The sequence below is a fragment of the Saccharophagus sp. K07 genome, from assembly GCF_014336955.1.
Taxonomy (GTDB): Bacteria; Pseudomonadota; Gammaproteobacteria; order Pseudomonadales; family Cellvibrionaceae; genus UBA5868.
In genome coordinates, this window is record NZ_QRAI01000002.1 from 625,561 (window position 1) to 640,440 (window position 14,880).

General features: G+C 51.8%; 13 protein-coding genes. 10 read left to right on the forward strand and 3 right to left on the reverse strand.

Annotated features, from left to right (window positions below; all coding sequences use genetic code 11):
- Nucleotides 1-360 precede the first annotated feature (360 nt).
- On the forward strand, nucleotides 361-2,535 hold the full coding sequence (locus DWB84_RS09200; protein ID WP_187409464.1) for a hypothetical protein: 2,175 nt from the start codon (nucleotides 361-363) through the stop codon (nucleotides 2,533-2,535).
- A gap of 121 nt (nucleotides 2,536-2,656) precedes the next feature.
- On the opposite strand, the gene greB is transcribed toward DWB84_RS09200, so the two are convergent.
- On the reverse strand, nucleotides 2,657-3,154 hold the full coding sequence (gene greB, locus DWB84_RS09205) for a transcription elongation factor GreB (protein ID WP_187409465.1): 498 nt from the start codon (nucleotides 3,152-3,154) through the stop codon (nucleotides 2,657-2,659).
- A 52-nt stretch (nucleotides 3,155-3,206) separates the two neighbouring features.
- Nucleotides 3,207-5,153 carry a S9 family peptidase gene (locus tag DWB84_RS09210; protein ID WP_187409466.1) on the reverse strand — a complete coding sequence of 649 codons (1,947 nt, stop codon included), beginning with the start codon at nucleotides 5,151-5,153 and terminating at the stop codon, nucleotides 3,207-3,209.
- Between the two features lie 45 nt (nucleotides 5,154-5,198).
- On the opposite strand from DWB84_RS09210, the gene tilS reads away from it, so the two are divergent.
- The 7 genes from tilS (at nucleotide 5,199) to ispF (ending at nucleotide 12,270) form a co-directional block, all read left to right on the forward strand.
- Complete coding sequence (tilS, locus tag DWB84_RS09215; protein WP_187409467.1) at nucleotides 5,199-6,515, forward strand: tRNA lysidine(34) synthetase TilS; 1,317 nt, start codon at nucleotides 5,199-5,201, stop codon at nucleotides 6,513-6,515.
- A gap of 293 nt (nucleotides 6,516-6,808) precedes the next feature.
- Nucleotides 6,809-8,452 (forward strand): CTP synthase, encoded by a 1,644-nt coding sequence (locus DWB84_RS09220; protein WP_187409468.1) that lies wholly within the window; start codon nucleotides 6,809-6,811, stop codon nucleotides 8,450-8,452.
- Nucleotides 8,449-9,297 (forward strand): 3-deoxy-8-phosphooctulonate synthase, encoded by an 849-nt coding sequence (gene kdsA / locus DWB84_RS09225; protein ID WP_187409469.1) that lies wholly within the window; start codon nucleotides 8,449-8,451, stop codon nucleotides 9,295-9,297. The genes DWB84_RS09220 and kdsA overlap by 4 nt, the downstream gene beginning before the upstream one ends.
- Before the next feature lie 84 nt (nucleotides 9,298-9,381).
- Entirely contained in the window at nucleotides 9,382-10,671 is a 1,290-nt protein-coding gene (gene eno / locus DWB84_RS09230; protein ID WP_187409470.1) for a phosphopyruvate hydratase, read from the forward strand.
- Between the two features lie 90 nt (nucleotides 10,672-10,761).
- The gene (locus DWB84_RS09235) at nucleotides 10,762-11,055 is read left to right on the forward strand and encodes a septum formation initiator family protein (RefSeq protein WP_187409471.1); all 294 of its coding nucleotides are present in this window, start codon (nucleotides 10,762-10,764) and stop codon (nucleotides 11,053-11,055) included.
- Between the two features lie 3 nt (nucleotides 11,056-11,058).
- Complete coding sequence (ispD, locus tag DWB84_RS09240) at nucleotides 11,059-11,760, forward strand: 2-C-methyl-D-erythritol 4-phosphate cytidylyltransferase (protein ID WP_187409472.1); 702 nt, start codon at nucleotides 11,059-11,061, stop codon at nucleotides 11,758-11,760.
- 30 nt (nucleotides 11,761-11,790) lie between these two features.
- On the forward strand, nucleotides 11,791-12,270 hold the full coding sequence (gene ispF, locus DWB84_RS09245; RefSeq protein ID WP_187409473.1) for a 2-C-methyl-D-erythritol 2,4-cyclodiphosphate synthase: 480 nt from the start codon (nucleotides 11,791-11,793) through the stop codon (nucleotides 12,268-12,270).
- On the opposite strand, the gene DWB84_RS09250 is transcribed toward ispF, so the two are convergent.
- Nucleotides 12,271-12,852 carry a phosphoribosyltransferase gene (locus tag DWB84_RS09250; RefSeq protein ID WP_187409474.1) on the reverse strand — a complete coding sequence of 194 codons (582 nt, stop codon included), beginning with the start codon at nucleotides 12,850-12,852 and terminating at the stop codon, nucleotides 12,271-12,273.
- Between the two features lie 240 nt (nucleotides 12,853-13,092).
- Here DWB84_RS09250 and truD point away from each other — a divergent pair, with 240 nt between their 5' ends.
- Both truD and DWB84_RS09260 read left to right on the forward strand, forming a co-directional pair.
- Entirely contained in the window at nucleotides 13,093-14,061 is a 969-nt protein-coding gene (truD, locus tag DWB84_RS09255) for a tRNA pseudouridine(13) synthase TruD (RefSeq protein WP_187409475.1), read from the forward strand.
- A gap of 168 nt (nucleotides 14,062-14,229) precedes the next feature.
- The gene (locus DWB84_RS09260; RefSeq protein WP_187409600.1) at nucleotides 14,230-14,868 is read left to right on the forward strand and encodes a protein-L-isoaspartate(D-aspartate) O-methyltransferase; all 639 of its coding nucleotides are present in this window, start codon (nucleotides 14,230-14,232) and stop codon (nucleotides 14,866-14,868) included.
- Nucleotides 14,869-14,880: the final 12 nt, after the last annotated feature.

Below are 14,880 nucleotides of genomic sequence, written 5' to 3' on the forward strand. Positions count from 1 at the left end.
ACATTCACGACATCCGTTTCTTTCCGCTAAATTAGTACTGACTTCTCCGTTCAGCGGCGTGCGAGCAGAGGTGTAGCCAATCAGCTGTATGTTATTCAAGCACCAAGAGTAATCTTACGAATTTTTTCTTGACTTCTAAAATTCCTCATCTTGTGTTGTTTTTTGCGTAAATATTTTTCGGGTGTCAATTTTTTGACGATTTGAGATTTAAATTCGCATAAATTCTTCCGCTCTCTGACTTGCAGCAATGCAGGTTCCTTCTATTCTCATTCTATGTCCCGAGAATGCGTTGCTGTTCTCGGTTTACATTAATTTGCGCTAGCTGTGGGCGCGTTAAATAATTAGAAGGAAACATACAAGATGAATTTGCGACGTTATTTTATGATAGGCGCAGCCGCAGTGGCGGTAAGCATTCAGGGATGTGGTTGTGATAGCAATAAAAAACGCACATCCAACCCAACAACACCGCCAGCTGAATCGACAGTAACGATTCAAGGGACAGCTGGTAAAGGTATTTTGCAGAATTTTACGGCAACAGCGCATATTTTTTCGGGCAACGTGGACGAACCTATTGCGTCTGGGATTACTCAAACAGATGGTACCTACCGTTTAGAAATCCCACGCCAAAATATCGGCTCACCAATTATTGTTAGGGTCGCGCCCAGATCCGACTCCACCATGATTTGCGATTTGCCGCAAGGTTGTGGAGACAATGAGTTTGGTGAACCCACTCCAGTGGATGACGATTTTCAGTTGAGTGCCATTGTGCCGAGCGTTTCGGAAAATCAAAACGTTAACCTCAGTGCATTCACAACAATCGCCACTTCTTTAGTTCTTGATCAAGCCCAGTCCGGTGATAATTTAGATACGATTCGCCGTTATATTGCAGAAAGTAACTCGCAAGTGGCTAACCGTTTTGGCATTTCGTCCGACCTTACTGGGTTGCCGGTTATCGATATCACTAATCCCAATCAAGCGAATACGATTCAAGGTCTTTCAGACAGAGAAACCGCTCGTTATAACGCGTTAAACTCAGGTCTTTTGTCAGCTTTGATGAATGACAACCCAGAGAGCAGCATGGGAAGTGCGTTGAACCAATTTGTTGCTGACTATGTGGAGCGTGGTGTTGCTGGAAACACATCTAGAGATAGTGACACGAGTTTCGCTGAGATTGTGCGCCAAGCGGCTGAGGCTTTGAGGATTGTGGGAGAAAGAGCGGGTGAAAGCAGCAATCTTAACTTGCAGCCCTTGACACAAGAGTTAACTACAGAAGCGGATTTGGCTTCCAATGAAGAGCCAGATGAATTTGATCAAGGCACGCCTAGCGATACTGATCCCGATGCAAGCGCGCGTGAAAAAGCGATTGCGATGGTAACGGATTTGCGCAATTTGATTTTCTCGTTCGGTGAACAAAGTATTGAGGGCGGCACGATTGGTGCGATTGCCGATGATTTTGCTTTACAAATTGAAGGCGCGGAAATGGCATCCAGCGGTGATGCGGGCGCATTGGTTGAAGCGCTGACTTTAGCGGCTTCTGCATTGGATGATGCAAACCGTGCCTATCAAGCTAACAACGCATTAACCTCTTATGTAAGCGACACTGGAATTACAGTTGCTATTGAAGCGGGTGATGATGCTGTTTCCTTCGAAATTGACGAAACCATAACGGCTGTTAATCCATCCGTTAAATTGACTTTGAGCTCAACCAATGCGTTGGACTTGAACGATAGTGAGACAGATGCCTCTGCGTCTGGCGAATACACTATCTCTGGCAGTGCCGAAACCGACGCTTTGACATTGATCATTTCTCAAGGCTCTTTCAGTGTTAACTATGAAGGGGCAAAAGAGGCCGTAACTGAAAATCACGAGTTGAGCAATTTGCAGTTACGTCTAGCCGCACAACTCAAACAAAATGTTGAGCTGCCAATCGTTTTAACAGGGCGTTTAGAGGCGACGGTTAGCAATGTTGAGCTTGAATCAACATCTGCTACTGGCGGCGACAGCACAGAGGCGTCTTTGGGAACTGTAGCGTTTTCTTTTAATGGCTCTGTTGGTAATTCCGCTGGTGAAACTGCGCAATTTGCATTGGCTTTGTCTGGTGATGCAAAAGGCATGAGTTTGACGGAAGCTTGGGTCAATGGCACTAAGTCGGTAACCACAGAAACCGAAGAGCAATTTGCGGATGCATCTGGCAGTTTGCACTTTACTGCGAAATTAACCGGCATTCCTAATGCGGTCGTGATCAGCTTCAGTGCATCGCGTACAGCTTTAGAGGCTGCGGAAACATCGCTTAATGTGCGTTATTCTGGCAAACAATTCCGCTTTAGCATGGATGTCGAAGCGGGTGAGCCCAAAGGTTACCTCACGATCACTAACCAAGATGGTGTGATCTTACGTCTGCGCCAAGTCAAAACCGGTAACAAATTGGTAGCGGAAGGTGATGTGGCTTATCAAGGTGTTGTGTACGGTGTCATCGAAGAGCGAACTGGCCTAGTGGTTGTACGTTTTGGCGACGAATTGGAAACACTGTATTAATTCAAACGCTGTTGTTTGATGCTGTCGAACAGGGATGTTCACTTTCATGTCGATTATCATTGCGCTGGCAAACGCTGTTTGCCAGCCTCTTAAATCTGCTTACCACGTACTCCTTTGTTATTCAGCTTGATTCCGTTGCCGGCAATTGTTTTTGGTAGGTTATAGAGATTATTTCCCAATAAAATTCGCCTGCTTCCGTTTTGACAACAGCTTCATCACCGACCTTTTTACGCAATAAAGCTCTGGCCATAGGCGAATCGACGGAGATGTAATTTTTCTCACCAAAAATTTCATCGTAACCAACGATGCGAAATTCTTTAGTTTCGCCTTCCTCATTTTCGATTTTGACCCAGCTGCCAAAATAGACCGTGCCCTCTTGTTCTTTGGCGTAGGGGACTACTTTTAATGAATCAATTCGTTTGCGCAGGTAGCGCACCCTGCGGTCAATTTCACGCAATCTTTTTTTGTTGTATTGATAGTCCGCATTCTCGCTCCGATCGCCGAGACTGGCCGCCCAAGTCACTTTTTTGGTCACTTCCGGCCGCTCAGTGCGCCACAGGTAATCCAGCTCAGCTTTGAGTTTGGCGAGCCCTTCTTCGGTTATTAGTGGTGTGCTCATATTTAAAAAGAAAAATTATTAAAAATGGATTGTCTGCTAAATGCCTCAAGGCTTACGGCGTAACTTGAGGCCAGTTGTAAATCTGGATCATCTCTTCCTGCGCGTTATCGCCTGCAAGATGAAAAATGGTGCGATAGAAACTTAATTCAACATCCAGCTGATGCTGGATCGTCTGCGCGCTGCGAAAGCCGTGACCCTCGTCGGCGTAGGTGATATAGGCGACGGGAACACCGGCTTGGCGCACGGCAGCCACCATTTGTTCGGCTTGATCCGGCGGTACGACTTTATCGAGCAGTCCCTGAAATACCAGTAGCGGGCAGCGGATATTGGCCGCTTTGTGCAGGGGCGATCGCTGAATATAAAGATCGCGCATGGCGGGGTAGGGGCCGATCAGACTGTCGAGATAATGCGCTTCGAATTTATGGGTGTCGGTGGCGAGCGTTTCCAGATCGCCAATGCCATACAGGCAGACGCCCGCGTTAAACACCTGCCGTTCGGTAAGCGCCACTAATACGCTGTAGCCCCCGGCACTACTGCCGCGAATAATCTTTTGCTGCGGATGCACCCATCCTTGCGCGGTGGCATATTCCGCCGCTGCGCAGAGGTCATCGACTTCCACTACACCCCATTGCTGATCCAGCGCTTGCCGATATGGGCGACCGAATCCTGTGCTACCGCGGTAGTTGACGTCGAACACGGCAAAACCGCGCTGGGTCCAGTATTGAATTTTTAAATTAAGCGATGGATCTGCAGCGGCAGTGGGGCCGCCATGACCAATCACGATCAGCGGTGGAAGCCCGTCTTCTGGAGCGGCAAATTCGGCGTTGGCCGGCGGATAAAAGAAACCGTATGCGTGTTCGCCATTGGTCGTTGGAAAAGTCACCGCATGGCCTTTGGCAATATCGTCGGCCGCCAAGGGCGACTGCTCGGTCAAGGTGGTGATCTCGTCACCACTGATCAACCACAAGCTCTGCGCCGACGTTGCACTACCGCCGATGACGGCAGCCTGGCCATTGCCGGCGGCTATATATTGCACGGAGCAGCATTCCGGCAGCAGCGGTGTTATTTGCCACTCACTTGCTTGCCGGTCGAGTCGGGCGAGGTGCCAGGAACCTTGTTGGGTGTAGCAAGCCAGCAGACTGTCGTTGCTCAAAAAGCCGTAGTGCGCCTGGCCGCACACCCACTGCGGTGGCGCGAAATCGGCATCCAGGGAAACGACCTGAGTGGTTTGGCGATTTGCTGGATCGATCTGGTAGAGATTCCACCAACCACTGCGATCGGAAATCCAATACAGCTTGCCATCAGGAGACCAGCGCGGCTGAACAATGCTTTCATTGCCCGCATCGCCAGCCAGGCAAATAGCGTCGCCGAAAGCGTGATCTTCCTGAAGCGGGCGGAGCCAAAGGCGGGTTGCCTGCCAGGGCATGGAAGGGTGATCCCAGGTGATATAGGCCAGCCAGCGACCATCGGGAGAGGCTTGCGCCGAGGTGACAAAATCGTGGCCGGCCTCGATCACACGCTGTTGAGAGGTAGCTAAGTCCAAACGCACCAGATGGTTGGTTGGCTCATGTGAGCCACCGCTATGGTTTTCGCACACGGCAAAAAGCCATTGTCGGGCCGCACAATAATGCAGATCGCCATAGCGGCAGGATTCAGTGGAGGTCAGGGACGTGATGGTGCTGTCGTGCTGATTCAGCTGGTAAATCTGCTGATCTTCTCCATTAACGAAAAACAGTTTGTTATCGCCAACGGTGAAGCTGCCGCCGCCGTATTCGTGAATTTTGGTGCGGGCACTCCAGGGATTGGGTAGCAGTTCTTTGATGCTGCCGTCTGGGCTGCGGCACAGAATGGTTTGCCGGCCTTTTTCGGTGGGGCGGGTTTCCAGCCAGTACAAGGATTTTCCCTGCCATTGCGGTTCGCCCTGTTTTACGGAGTTGCCGGCGACGAATTCCCCCGTCAGGCGCGAGGTCCAGGTACCATAAGCAGCAATTTTCTTCATGATGTTGGCTCAGGTTCGCAATCAAAAGTGGCTCAATATACCCAAATGAATAGGTTGCCCCAACTCGTTCGCGGTTTTGTCGCACTAACTCCGCAGGTGCGTCGAGTGGTTTTGGCTGTGTCCGGCGGGCTGGACTCCATAGCGCTGCTGCATGCCGCTGTGCAGGCCGAGCTTGAGCTCCCGCTGCTTGCCATCCATATCAATCACCAGCTCTCACCTAACGCAAACAACTGGCAAGACTTTGTCATGCGCGAGTGCACACGCCTGGGTGTGAGGCTTATCTGTATAAAAGTTGAAGTCAACCCGGCCGGCGTGGGGGTGGAGGAGGCGGCCCGCTCAGCGCGCTACGCCGCCATCGAAAGTCAGTTGCAGGTAGGCGATCTCGTATTGATGGCCCACCATCAGCTGGATCAGGTCGAGACCTTTTTCTTGCGGCTGGCTCGCGGAGCCGGCGTTAAAGGGTTGGCTGGCATGGCCGCTTTGCGCCCCTGGGGAGCCGCTACACTCGGGCGCCCATTTATAGAGGTGGGCAGGGAGGAAATCGAACAATTCGCCCGTTCGCTGGGCTTGAGTTGGGTGGAAGACGAGAGCAACGCAAGCGAGAAATACGACCGCAATTTTCTGCGTCTCAACATTCTGCCGAACCTGCAGAAACGCTGGCCGGAATTGCCTGCGCGGGTGCAGCAAACATCCCAGCTACTGCGGGAAAGCGATGAATTGCTTGGTGAATATGCAGAACAGGACTTGAGTAGTTGCAGTCCGCGCACGGAAAGAGTTGGCTGCAGTATCGGATTCAAGCTGTTGATGTGCTGGTCAAACGCCCGCCGCCGCAATCTTCTGCGGCATTGGCTGACGAAGCAGGGTTATCGTCTGCCGTCACTCAAGCGCTTGGACGAGTTTGAGTCGGTATTGAATGCTCGGCAGGACCAAAACCCTTTGCTCCATCTCGGCGATTGCGAAATCCGCCGCTATCGCGAGCGGATCTACTGCCTGCCTGCGCATTGGGATAGAGCGATTTTCCAAGAAGTACAGACTGTCAGCACCAACAAACCGTATCCATTAAGCGACGGCAGCGAGATTGTTTGGCAGGCTGCTCAATGGGGCCTGCCATCGGGCAATTACCGGATAATGCCGCGGTATGCGGCCTCGCATATCCAACGCGCCCATCCCAAGGGGCGCCAACATTCGCAATCCCTCAAAAAACTGTTGCAGGAATACGCGCTGGAGCCATGGTTGCGCGAGCGGGTGCCGCTGGTGTTCGATGGCGAGCGGCTGGTGGCAGTAGCAGATCTTTGGGTCGAGCACACGGCAGCGGTGGAGCAGGGCTTATGGCCGCAATGGCACTATCCATCGGTCATATAGAACCCGGTATCGGATTGAGGCAAAAAGGCTTTTCTGTTACCCTGGCGCCCCATCTTGAAAGCGATGGTACAGCCAGAGAAGCCTGCAACCGAACTGACAGTCTGCTGCTCTGGTTTGCAAAATCTCACCGTTTGATTGGCTCCCGCTTTAATACGAAATGCACCCGTTTGACGGGCTCCGCGTGTTTTTTTCGCGGTATACCGGTGCAAGGGTTGCGGGCTTTCTTTTGTGTCCGCACCGCTGCCGCCGGGCCGCAGCAGAAGTTTGACCCTGGTTTTACATAAAGGCATTCAATGACTCGATTTATTTTCGTTACAGGCGGCGTAGTTTCGTCACTGGGTAAAGGTATTGCTGCAGCTTCTTTGGCGGCGGTTTTGGAAGCCCGAAAATTAAAAGTCACGATTCTTAAGCTCGACCCCTATATCAACGTCGACCCAGGTACCATGAGCCCGTTCCAGCACGGCGAGGTATACGTGACGGAAGACGGCGCCGAAACGGATCTGGACCTCGGCCACTACGAGCGTTTCCTGCGTACCAAAATGACTCGCCGCAATAACTTCACCACCGGCCGAGTCTACGAGACCGTGCTGCGCAAAGAGCGCCGTGGCGATTACCTCGGCGGTACAGTGCAGGTGATTCCGCATATCACAGATGAAATCAAACGCCGCATTCTGGAAGGCGGTAAGGGTTATGACGTCGCCCTGGTGGAAATCGGTGGAACCGTGGGTGATATCGAATCCCAGCCTTTCCTCGAAGCGGTGCGCCAGCTCAAAGTCGAGCTCGGACCGCAGCGCTCATTGCTGATCCATTTGACCCTGGTGCCCTACATCGCCACGGCGGGTGAAACCAAAACCAAGCCGACGCAGCACTCCGTTAAAGAACTGCGCTCCATAGGTTTGCAGCCCGAAGTTTTGTTGTGCCGCTCCGACAAAGTGATCGATGACGATTCACGCCGCAAAATTGCCCTGTTTACCAACGTGGAAGAGCGCGCGGTCGTTCCACTTCCGGATGCCAATACCATTTATGCCATTCCCCGCATGTTGCAGGGCTACAAGCTCGATCAAATCGTGTGCGAGCGCCTGAATATAGATGCGCCGGAAGCCGATCTCTCCGAATGGGATCGCGTGGTCGACGGCAAGTTGAATCCGGAACACGAAGTGACCATTGCCATGGTCGGCAAATATATGGATTTGTTGGATGCGTACAAATCGCTCAACGAAGCCCTGACGCACGCCGGTATCCACACCAAAACCCGCGTCAATGTCCGTTATATCAACGCGGAAGACATTGAAGAAAAAGGCGTTGAATTGCTGAAAGACGTAGATGCGATTCTGGTTCCCGGCGGTTTTGGCGAACGCGGCATGGAAGGCAAATTGGCCACGGTGCGTTATGCGCGTGAGAACAAGATTCCCTATTTGGGAATTTGTCTTGGCATGCAGTCAGTCGTTATCGAATTTGCGCGCAATGTATTGAATTTGCCCGAAGCCAACAGCACCGAATTCGATCGCAAAACGCCTCATCCGGTAGTGGGCTTGATCACCGAATGGACCACTGCGGAAGGCTCAGTCGAAAAACGCGATGAAACCTCTGATCTCGGTGGCACTATGCGCTTGGGTGCACAGGAATGCCGCTTGGAGAAAACCTCGAAAGTGCGCGAAATCTACGGCGAAGACGTGATTGTTGAGCGTCACCGCCACCGCTACGAAGTCAACAATCGCTATCTGGATCAATTGCGTCAGGCCGGTCTCTCCATCGGTGGATGGTCTGCGGACGACACTTTGGTAGAAGTCGTAGAACTGCCCGACCACCCGTGGTTTATCGCCTGCCAATTCCACCCGGAATTCACCTCCACTCCGCGCGACGGCCACCCGCTGTTTATCAGCTACATCAAAGCGGCGTTGGAGCAACATGAGCGAACAAAGGCTGCAGCTAAATGAAACCTGTCATCGAAGTCGGCGCTGTAAAAGTCGGTAATCATCTGCCCATGACGCTGTTTGGCGGCATGAATGTATTGGAATCGCGCGACCTGGCGTTGCGCACTGTGGAAAAATACGTCGAAGTTACCCAGCGGTTGAATATTCCTTACGTTTTTAAAGCGTCCTTCGATAAAGCCAACCGTTCTTCCATACATTCCTACCGCGGTCCAGGTATGGAAGAGGGGTTGAAAATTTTTGCCGAAATCAAAAGCACTTTCGGCGTGCCCATCATTACCGATGTGCACGAAACCTGGCAGGCACAGCCAGTGGCCGAAGTGGTGGATGTGATTCAATTGCCGGCATTTTTGGCGCGCCAGACGGATCTGGTAGAGGCAATGGCGCGCACTGGCGCGGTGATCAATATCAAAAAGCCGCAATTTTTAAGTCCCGGCCAGATGAAAAACATCGTGGAAAAATTCCGCGAGTGCGGTAACGACAAAATCATTTTGTGTGAGCGCGGCACCTGCTTTGGTTACGACAATCTCGTCGTCGACATGTTGGGTTTTCGCACCATGCGCGAAGTCAGCGGCGATTTGCCGGTGATTTTTGATGCGACTCACGCGCTGCAAACCCGCGATGCACTCGGTGCTGCGTCCGGCGGTCGCCGTCGTCAGGTGCACGAACTGGCGCGCGCCGGGTTGGCGGTTGGCTTGGCGGGATTGTTCTTGGAAGCGCATCCCGATCCGGATAACGCCAAATGCGACGGACCTAGCGCTCTGCCGCTGCATTTGTTGGAGCCATTTTTGGCGCAAATGAAAGCGCTGGATGACTTGGTCAAAAGTTTTCCTGAGCTGCAAATTAATTAATTGCAAGCACGACTAAATCCATTCGCCAGGCCTTTGCGTCTGGTTCCCATTCAGTAAATGCGACTAAACGGAGACGAAACTCCCATGAGTAAGATTGTTGATATCAAAGGCTTTGAGGTGATGGACTCCCGCGGCAACCCGACCGTGATGGCGGAAGTCATTCTGGAATCTGGCGCAGTTGGCGCTGCCTGTGCTCCGTCTGGTGCTTCTACAGGTACTCGCGAAGCGCTCGAACTGCGCGATGGCGATAAAAGCCGTTACCTCGGCAAAGGTGTATTAAAAGCCGTAGCCAACATCAATGACGTGATCAAACCTCTGTTGCTCGGCAAAAATGCCGCTGAGCAGCGCGTACTCGACCAGATCATGATCGACGCTGACGGCACTGAAAACAAATCCAAACTCGGTGCTAACGCAATTCTCGCCGTATCTTTGGCCGCTGCCAAAGCTGCTGCGATCGATAAAAAAGTTCCTCTGTACGCCCACATCGCGGATATCAACGGCACTCCTGGCCAATACACCATGCCTGTTCCGATGATGAACATCGTCAACGGTGGTGAGCACGCCGACAATAACGTCGACATCCAAGAGTTCATGATTCAGCCAGTTGCTGCTCCGACTTTCGCTGAAGCTCTGCGCGTAGGTGCAGAAGTATTCCACTCACTGAAAAAAGTGTTGGCAAGCCGCGGCTTGAACACTGCTGTAGGTGATGAAGGTGGTTTCGCTCCTAACCTGCCGTCCAACGAAGCTGCTTTGCAAGCGATTGCAGAAGCGGTAGCCAACGCTGGTTATCAACTCGGTAAAGATGTGACTCTGGCACTCGACTGCGCGTCTTCTGAATTCTACGAAAACGGCGTCTACGATCTCGCTGGTGAAGGCAAGAAATTCACTTCTGCTGAATTCGCCGATTATCTGGCTGACTTGGCAAACCGTTACCCGATTCTGTCTATCGAAGATGGTATGGATGAGAGCGACTGGGAAGGTTGGGCTGGTTTGACGCAAAAAATCGGCAACAAAGTTCAGTTGGTGGGTGACGACCTGTTCGTAACCAACACCAAAATCCTGAAAGAAGGTATCGAAAAAGGCATCGCCAACTCCATCCTGATCAAATTCAACCAGATCGGTTCTCTCACCGAAACTCTGGATGCCATCAAAATGGCGAAAGATGCGGGATACACTGCGGTTATTTCTCACCGCTCTGGCGAAACCGAAGACACCACCATTGCTGACTTGGCAGTTGCAACTTCTGCTGGCCAAATCAAAACTGGTTCTCTGTCTCGTTCAGATCGCGTTGCCAAGTACAACCGTCTGCTCCGCATCGAGGCGGAATTGCAAGGCAAAGCACCTTATCGCGGTCGCGCGGAATTTAAGAACTAAGCCGCGCCACTGCGATCACAATAAGGACTATGCTATAAGGGCCGGCGTTATGCCGGCCTTTGATATTGCACGCAGGAATGCACCACTTATATGAAATCGTTGTTGGCTGCTTTTTTTGTTGTTTTTGTGTATCTCCAATCCCGTTTGTGGATTGGCGAGGGCAGTATTGCCAATCTGGTGCAGCTGCAAGGGGAAATTGAGACACAGCGAGCGGAAAATGCGCGTTTGCAAGAGCGCAATCGTTTGTTGGCGGCGGAAGTCCTCGCTCTCAAAACCAATAAAGATGCAATTGAAGAGCGTGCCCGCACCGATCTCGGCATGATTAAAAAAGGCGAAACCTTCTTTATGGTTCTCCAGCCTTCCACTGCAAAAAAATCTCTCTAGCCTATGACAGCTTCAGCGGACTTATGGGTCCTTGTGCCTGCGGCCGGATCCGGGCGCCGTATGGGCATTTCTCAGCCCAAACAATATTTACAGATTCAGGGCAAAACCGTTCTGGAAATCACGCTGGCAAAACTTTTGTCAGTGCCGGGTATCCGCAGTGTTGTTGTCGCCTTGGCGGAAAACGATCCCTATTTTGCGACTCTGTCGTTGAGCGGCAATATTCACACTGTAACTGGTGGAGCCGAGCGCGCGGATTCCGTATTTCAGGGGTTAAGTTACATTCTCGAGCACGGCCGCAAAGAGGATTGGGTATTGGTGCACGATGCCGCCAGACCCTGTGTTCGACCGGATAATATTCGCCGCTTGATCGAGAAGGTTTTACAGGAAAATTGCGGCGCAATTCTGGCAGCACCAGTATCCGATACTTTGAAAAAGGCAGATGGCGAGAATATTTCGCACACGGTCAGTCGCGAGTACTTGTGGGCTGCTCATACGCCGCAGATGTTTCGTGTCGGCGAATTGCACGCAGCCTTGCGCAAAGCCTTGGAAAATTCTCTGCCCGTAACTGACGAAGCCTCTGCAATCGAATTGGCAGGCGGCAGAGTCATGTTGGTGGCTGACAGTCGCGACAATATCAAAATCACCCAACCGGAAGATTTACCACTGGCGGAAATTATCCTGCACCAGCAAATTTCCGCCGAATAATTTCACTGTTATATCCGCACAGGAATTTCTATGGGTTTTCGAATAGGGCAGGGCGTAGATGTTCACGCGTTTGGGCCGGGTGACAAAATTGTGATCGGCGGTGTGGTGATTCCGCACACGCACCGCTTAATTGCTCACTCCGATGGCGATGTATTGGTCCATGCGTTAAGTGACGCGCTCCTGGGGGCTGCGGCTCTCGGCGATATAGGACGCCATTTTCCCGATACGGATCCGCAATACGCCAACGCGGACAGCCGCGCGCTGCTGCGTTTGGTAATGTCAAAACTCAAAGCCAAAGGCTTGCGTGTTGTTAACGCCGATATGACGATCATCGCGCAGAAACCGCGTATGGCGCCTTATATTCAGCGCATGCGGGAAAATATCGCGGAAGATCTCGGTTGCTCCGTAGACGATATCAATGTCAAAGCAACTACCACAGAAAAACTCGGCTTTAACGGGCGGGAAGAGGGGATTACGGCTCTGGCGGTTGTGTTACTTGAAACTCCCTGACTATTCGGGATTTTTCCGCTGCCGTGACGCACGATAAATAATGTCGCCGATTTCGGTACCTTTGCCTTCGAGGATTTCTTTCAGCGTCAGCCCTTGCAGCTCGTGGGGGAACACCAGCCAATTATCAGTCGCATGCACATAAAAATCCGGTGTGAGATTGGTTGCATTGCGGCTGGGTTTATACCAGGGGCACGCCGTTTTGATGACCGCCGGTGTATTTTCTCCGGCGCGCAGGCGGATCTGCTCGATAATTGCCTGCAGTGAACGCCCGGAATCAAAAACGTCGTCGACAATCAGTAGCGAGTGGTTCGGTCGCAGATTGTCGAGTACGTAATTCAAGCCAAACACTTTGACTTCCTTGTGCTGCTCGTCGATTCCGTAATAGGACGCCGTGCGGATCGCGATATGGTCGCTGTGTACCCCCATAAACTCCAGATACTCCTGCACAGCAATCCCTACCGGTGCACCTCCGCGCCACACCCCGACGATAAAATCGGGATAAAAATTGCGCTGATAGATCAATTCGGCCAGGCGAAAAGAGTCCAAAAGCAATTCATTGGCGGAAATAAATTGTTTTTTCATGTACAGGGGTTCCGTAAAACGGCGTTTTAGCGGCGATATTGAGAGTATAAGTTAGACCCTTTGGCTGGCGCTGGATATAGATGCAACAGCCGTCACCAAAAAGCCTGCACTTGTCATCTCAGTTGCTGATATCAGATGCGTGCGGATGATGCAGCGGTAACCAGATGCTGTGAGTTCTGCTAAGATTCCTCAGCCCAAACCCCAGGCAATGCCTGGGGTTTTTTGTTTCAGGAGTCTTTGATGAGCTACACACTCGATACCCCTTTTGCCCATGGCGGGCCGCTCGGTCGAGCCGCTTTCCGCCAACAGCCGGAAGATTTTATTGTGCAAGAGGAGTTAGGTTTTGCGCCGGAGGGGGATGGTGAACACCATTATTTGCATCTGCAGAAGCGCGGCGTGAACACTGACTGGGTCGCGCAGAAAATTGCGCGCCTGGCCGGAGTTAAACCCGCTGATGTGGGTTTTTGTGGACTGAAAGACCGGCATGGCGTGGCCGATCAGTGGTTCAGTGTCTATCTTCCTAAAGGGAATGTTCCAGATTGGCACAAGCTCGAAGAAGACGCTGCTATTAAAGTGCTGTCTTTATCCAAAGGTCGACGTAAATTGCGCCGCGGCCAACATGCGAGCAACCGCTTTGTCATTCTGCTGCGCAATGTGTCCGGCACATCGGAAAATGAACTCCAAGAGCGATTGTTGGCGATATCGAAATCAGGGGTTCCAAATTATTTCGGTGAACAACGTTTCGGTCGCAATGGCAGCAATTTGGTATCGGCGAAACGCTGGCTGGAGGATGGTGTGCCGCTGAATAAAATGAGCGGTAAATCCATGATCATGTCGGCTGCACGATCGCATTTGTTCAACTGTGTTGTGGCAGAACGTGTTCGTCAGGCGAATTGGAATACGGAAATTCCCGGGGATGTCTTGCTTGAGGGGACACCAACTGGTCCGTTATGGGGGCGCGGCCGCAGCCGGGCGAGTGACGAGGCTTTGGTGTTGGAGCAAAACGCATTGGCCGAGTATTCATCCTGGTTGAACGGTTTGGAGCATTGCGGGCTGTCGCAAGAACGACGATCTATTGTGCTGTCCCCGGTGAAATTGGATTGGGCACTCGAAGGACAAAATCTGCGGTTGTCATTGGATCTGCGACCCGGAGAATTTGCCACTGCGGTTCTGCGGGAAGTGCTGCAACTTGATAATCTCAGCGCTTGATTAGTTGGAGCTCGGCTTCGATCAGGGTGCTATCGGTTTCGATCAAGGTATTATAGGCAGCGCTGATATATGCGTACGGTATCGATTATGCGGGTTCGCCACACAATCGATGCGATGTTTTTGAGGTGAAAAACAGTTTTGAGCGAACTTCATTTTGATGGCATAGGTATGACTTCCCGGCGCACTCGCGATCGTATGATCCAGCGCCTGGAGGAGCAGGGCATCCGCAATCAGCGTGTTTTACAGATTATGGCGAACACGCCGAGACATTGGTTCTTGGACGAAGCTCTATCTCACAGAGCCTATGAAGATACAGCACTTCCTATCGGCTACGGCCAGACGTTATCCCAACCTTATATAGTGGCGCGGATGACGGAGTTACTTCTCGATAATCATGCCGCCCCGAGACGGGTGCTTGAGATAGGGACTGGGTCGGGTTATCAGACCTCAATATTGGCCCAACTGGTGGAGAGAGTGTGGACTGTTGAGCGTATTCGCCCTTTACAAAACAAAGCGCAACGTCGCCTCGGCCGCCTCAAGCTTTACAACGTTCAATATAAATATGCCGATGGTGGGTTCGGCTGGCCGGAGCACGGCCCATTCGACGGCATTATTTCCACTGCCGCTCCCGCGGAAATTCCTCAGGATTTATTGTCTCAACTGGCTCCGGAAGGCGTTTTGATCATCCCGGTAGGACCTGATTCCGCGCAAAATCTGGTACTAGTTAAACGCGAAGCTGATGGAAATTTGCGCCGAAAAGTTATTGAACCGGTGAGATTCGTCCCGCTTTTGCCTGGTGTTTCGTAATGCTTGGTGTAT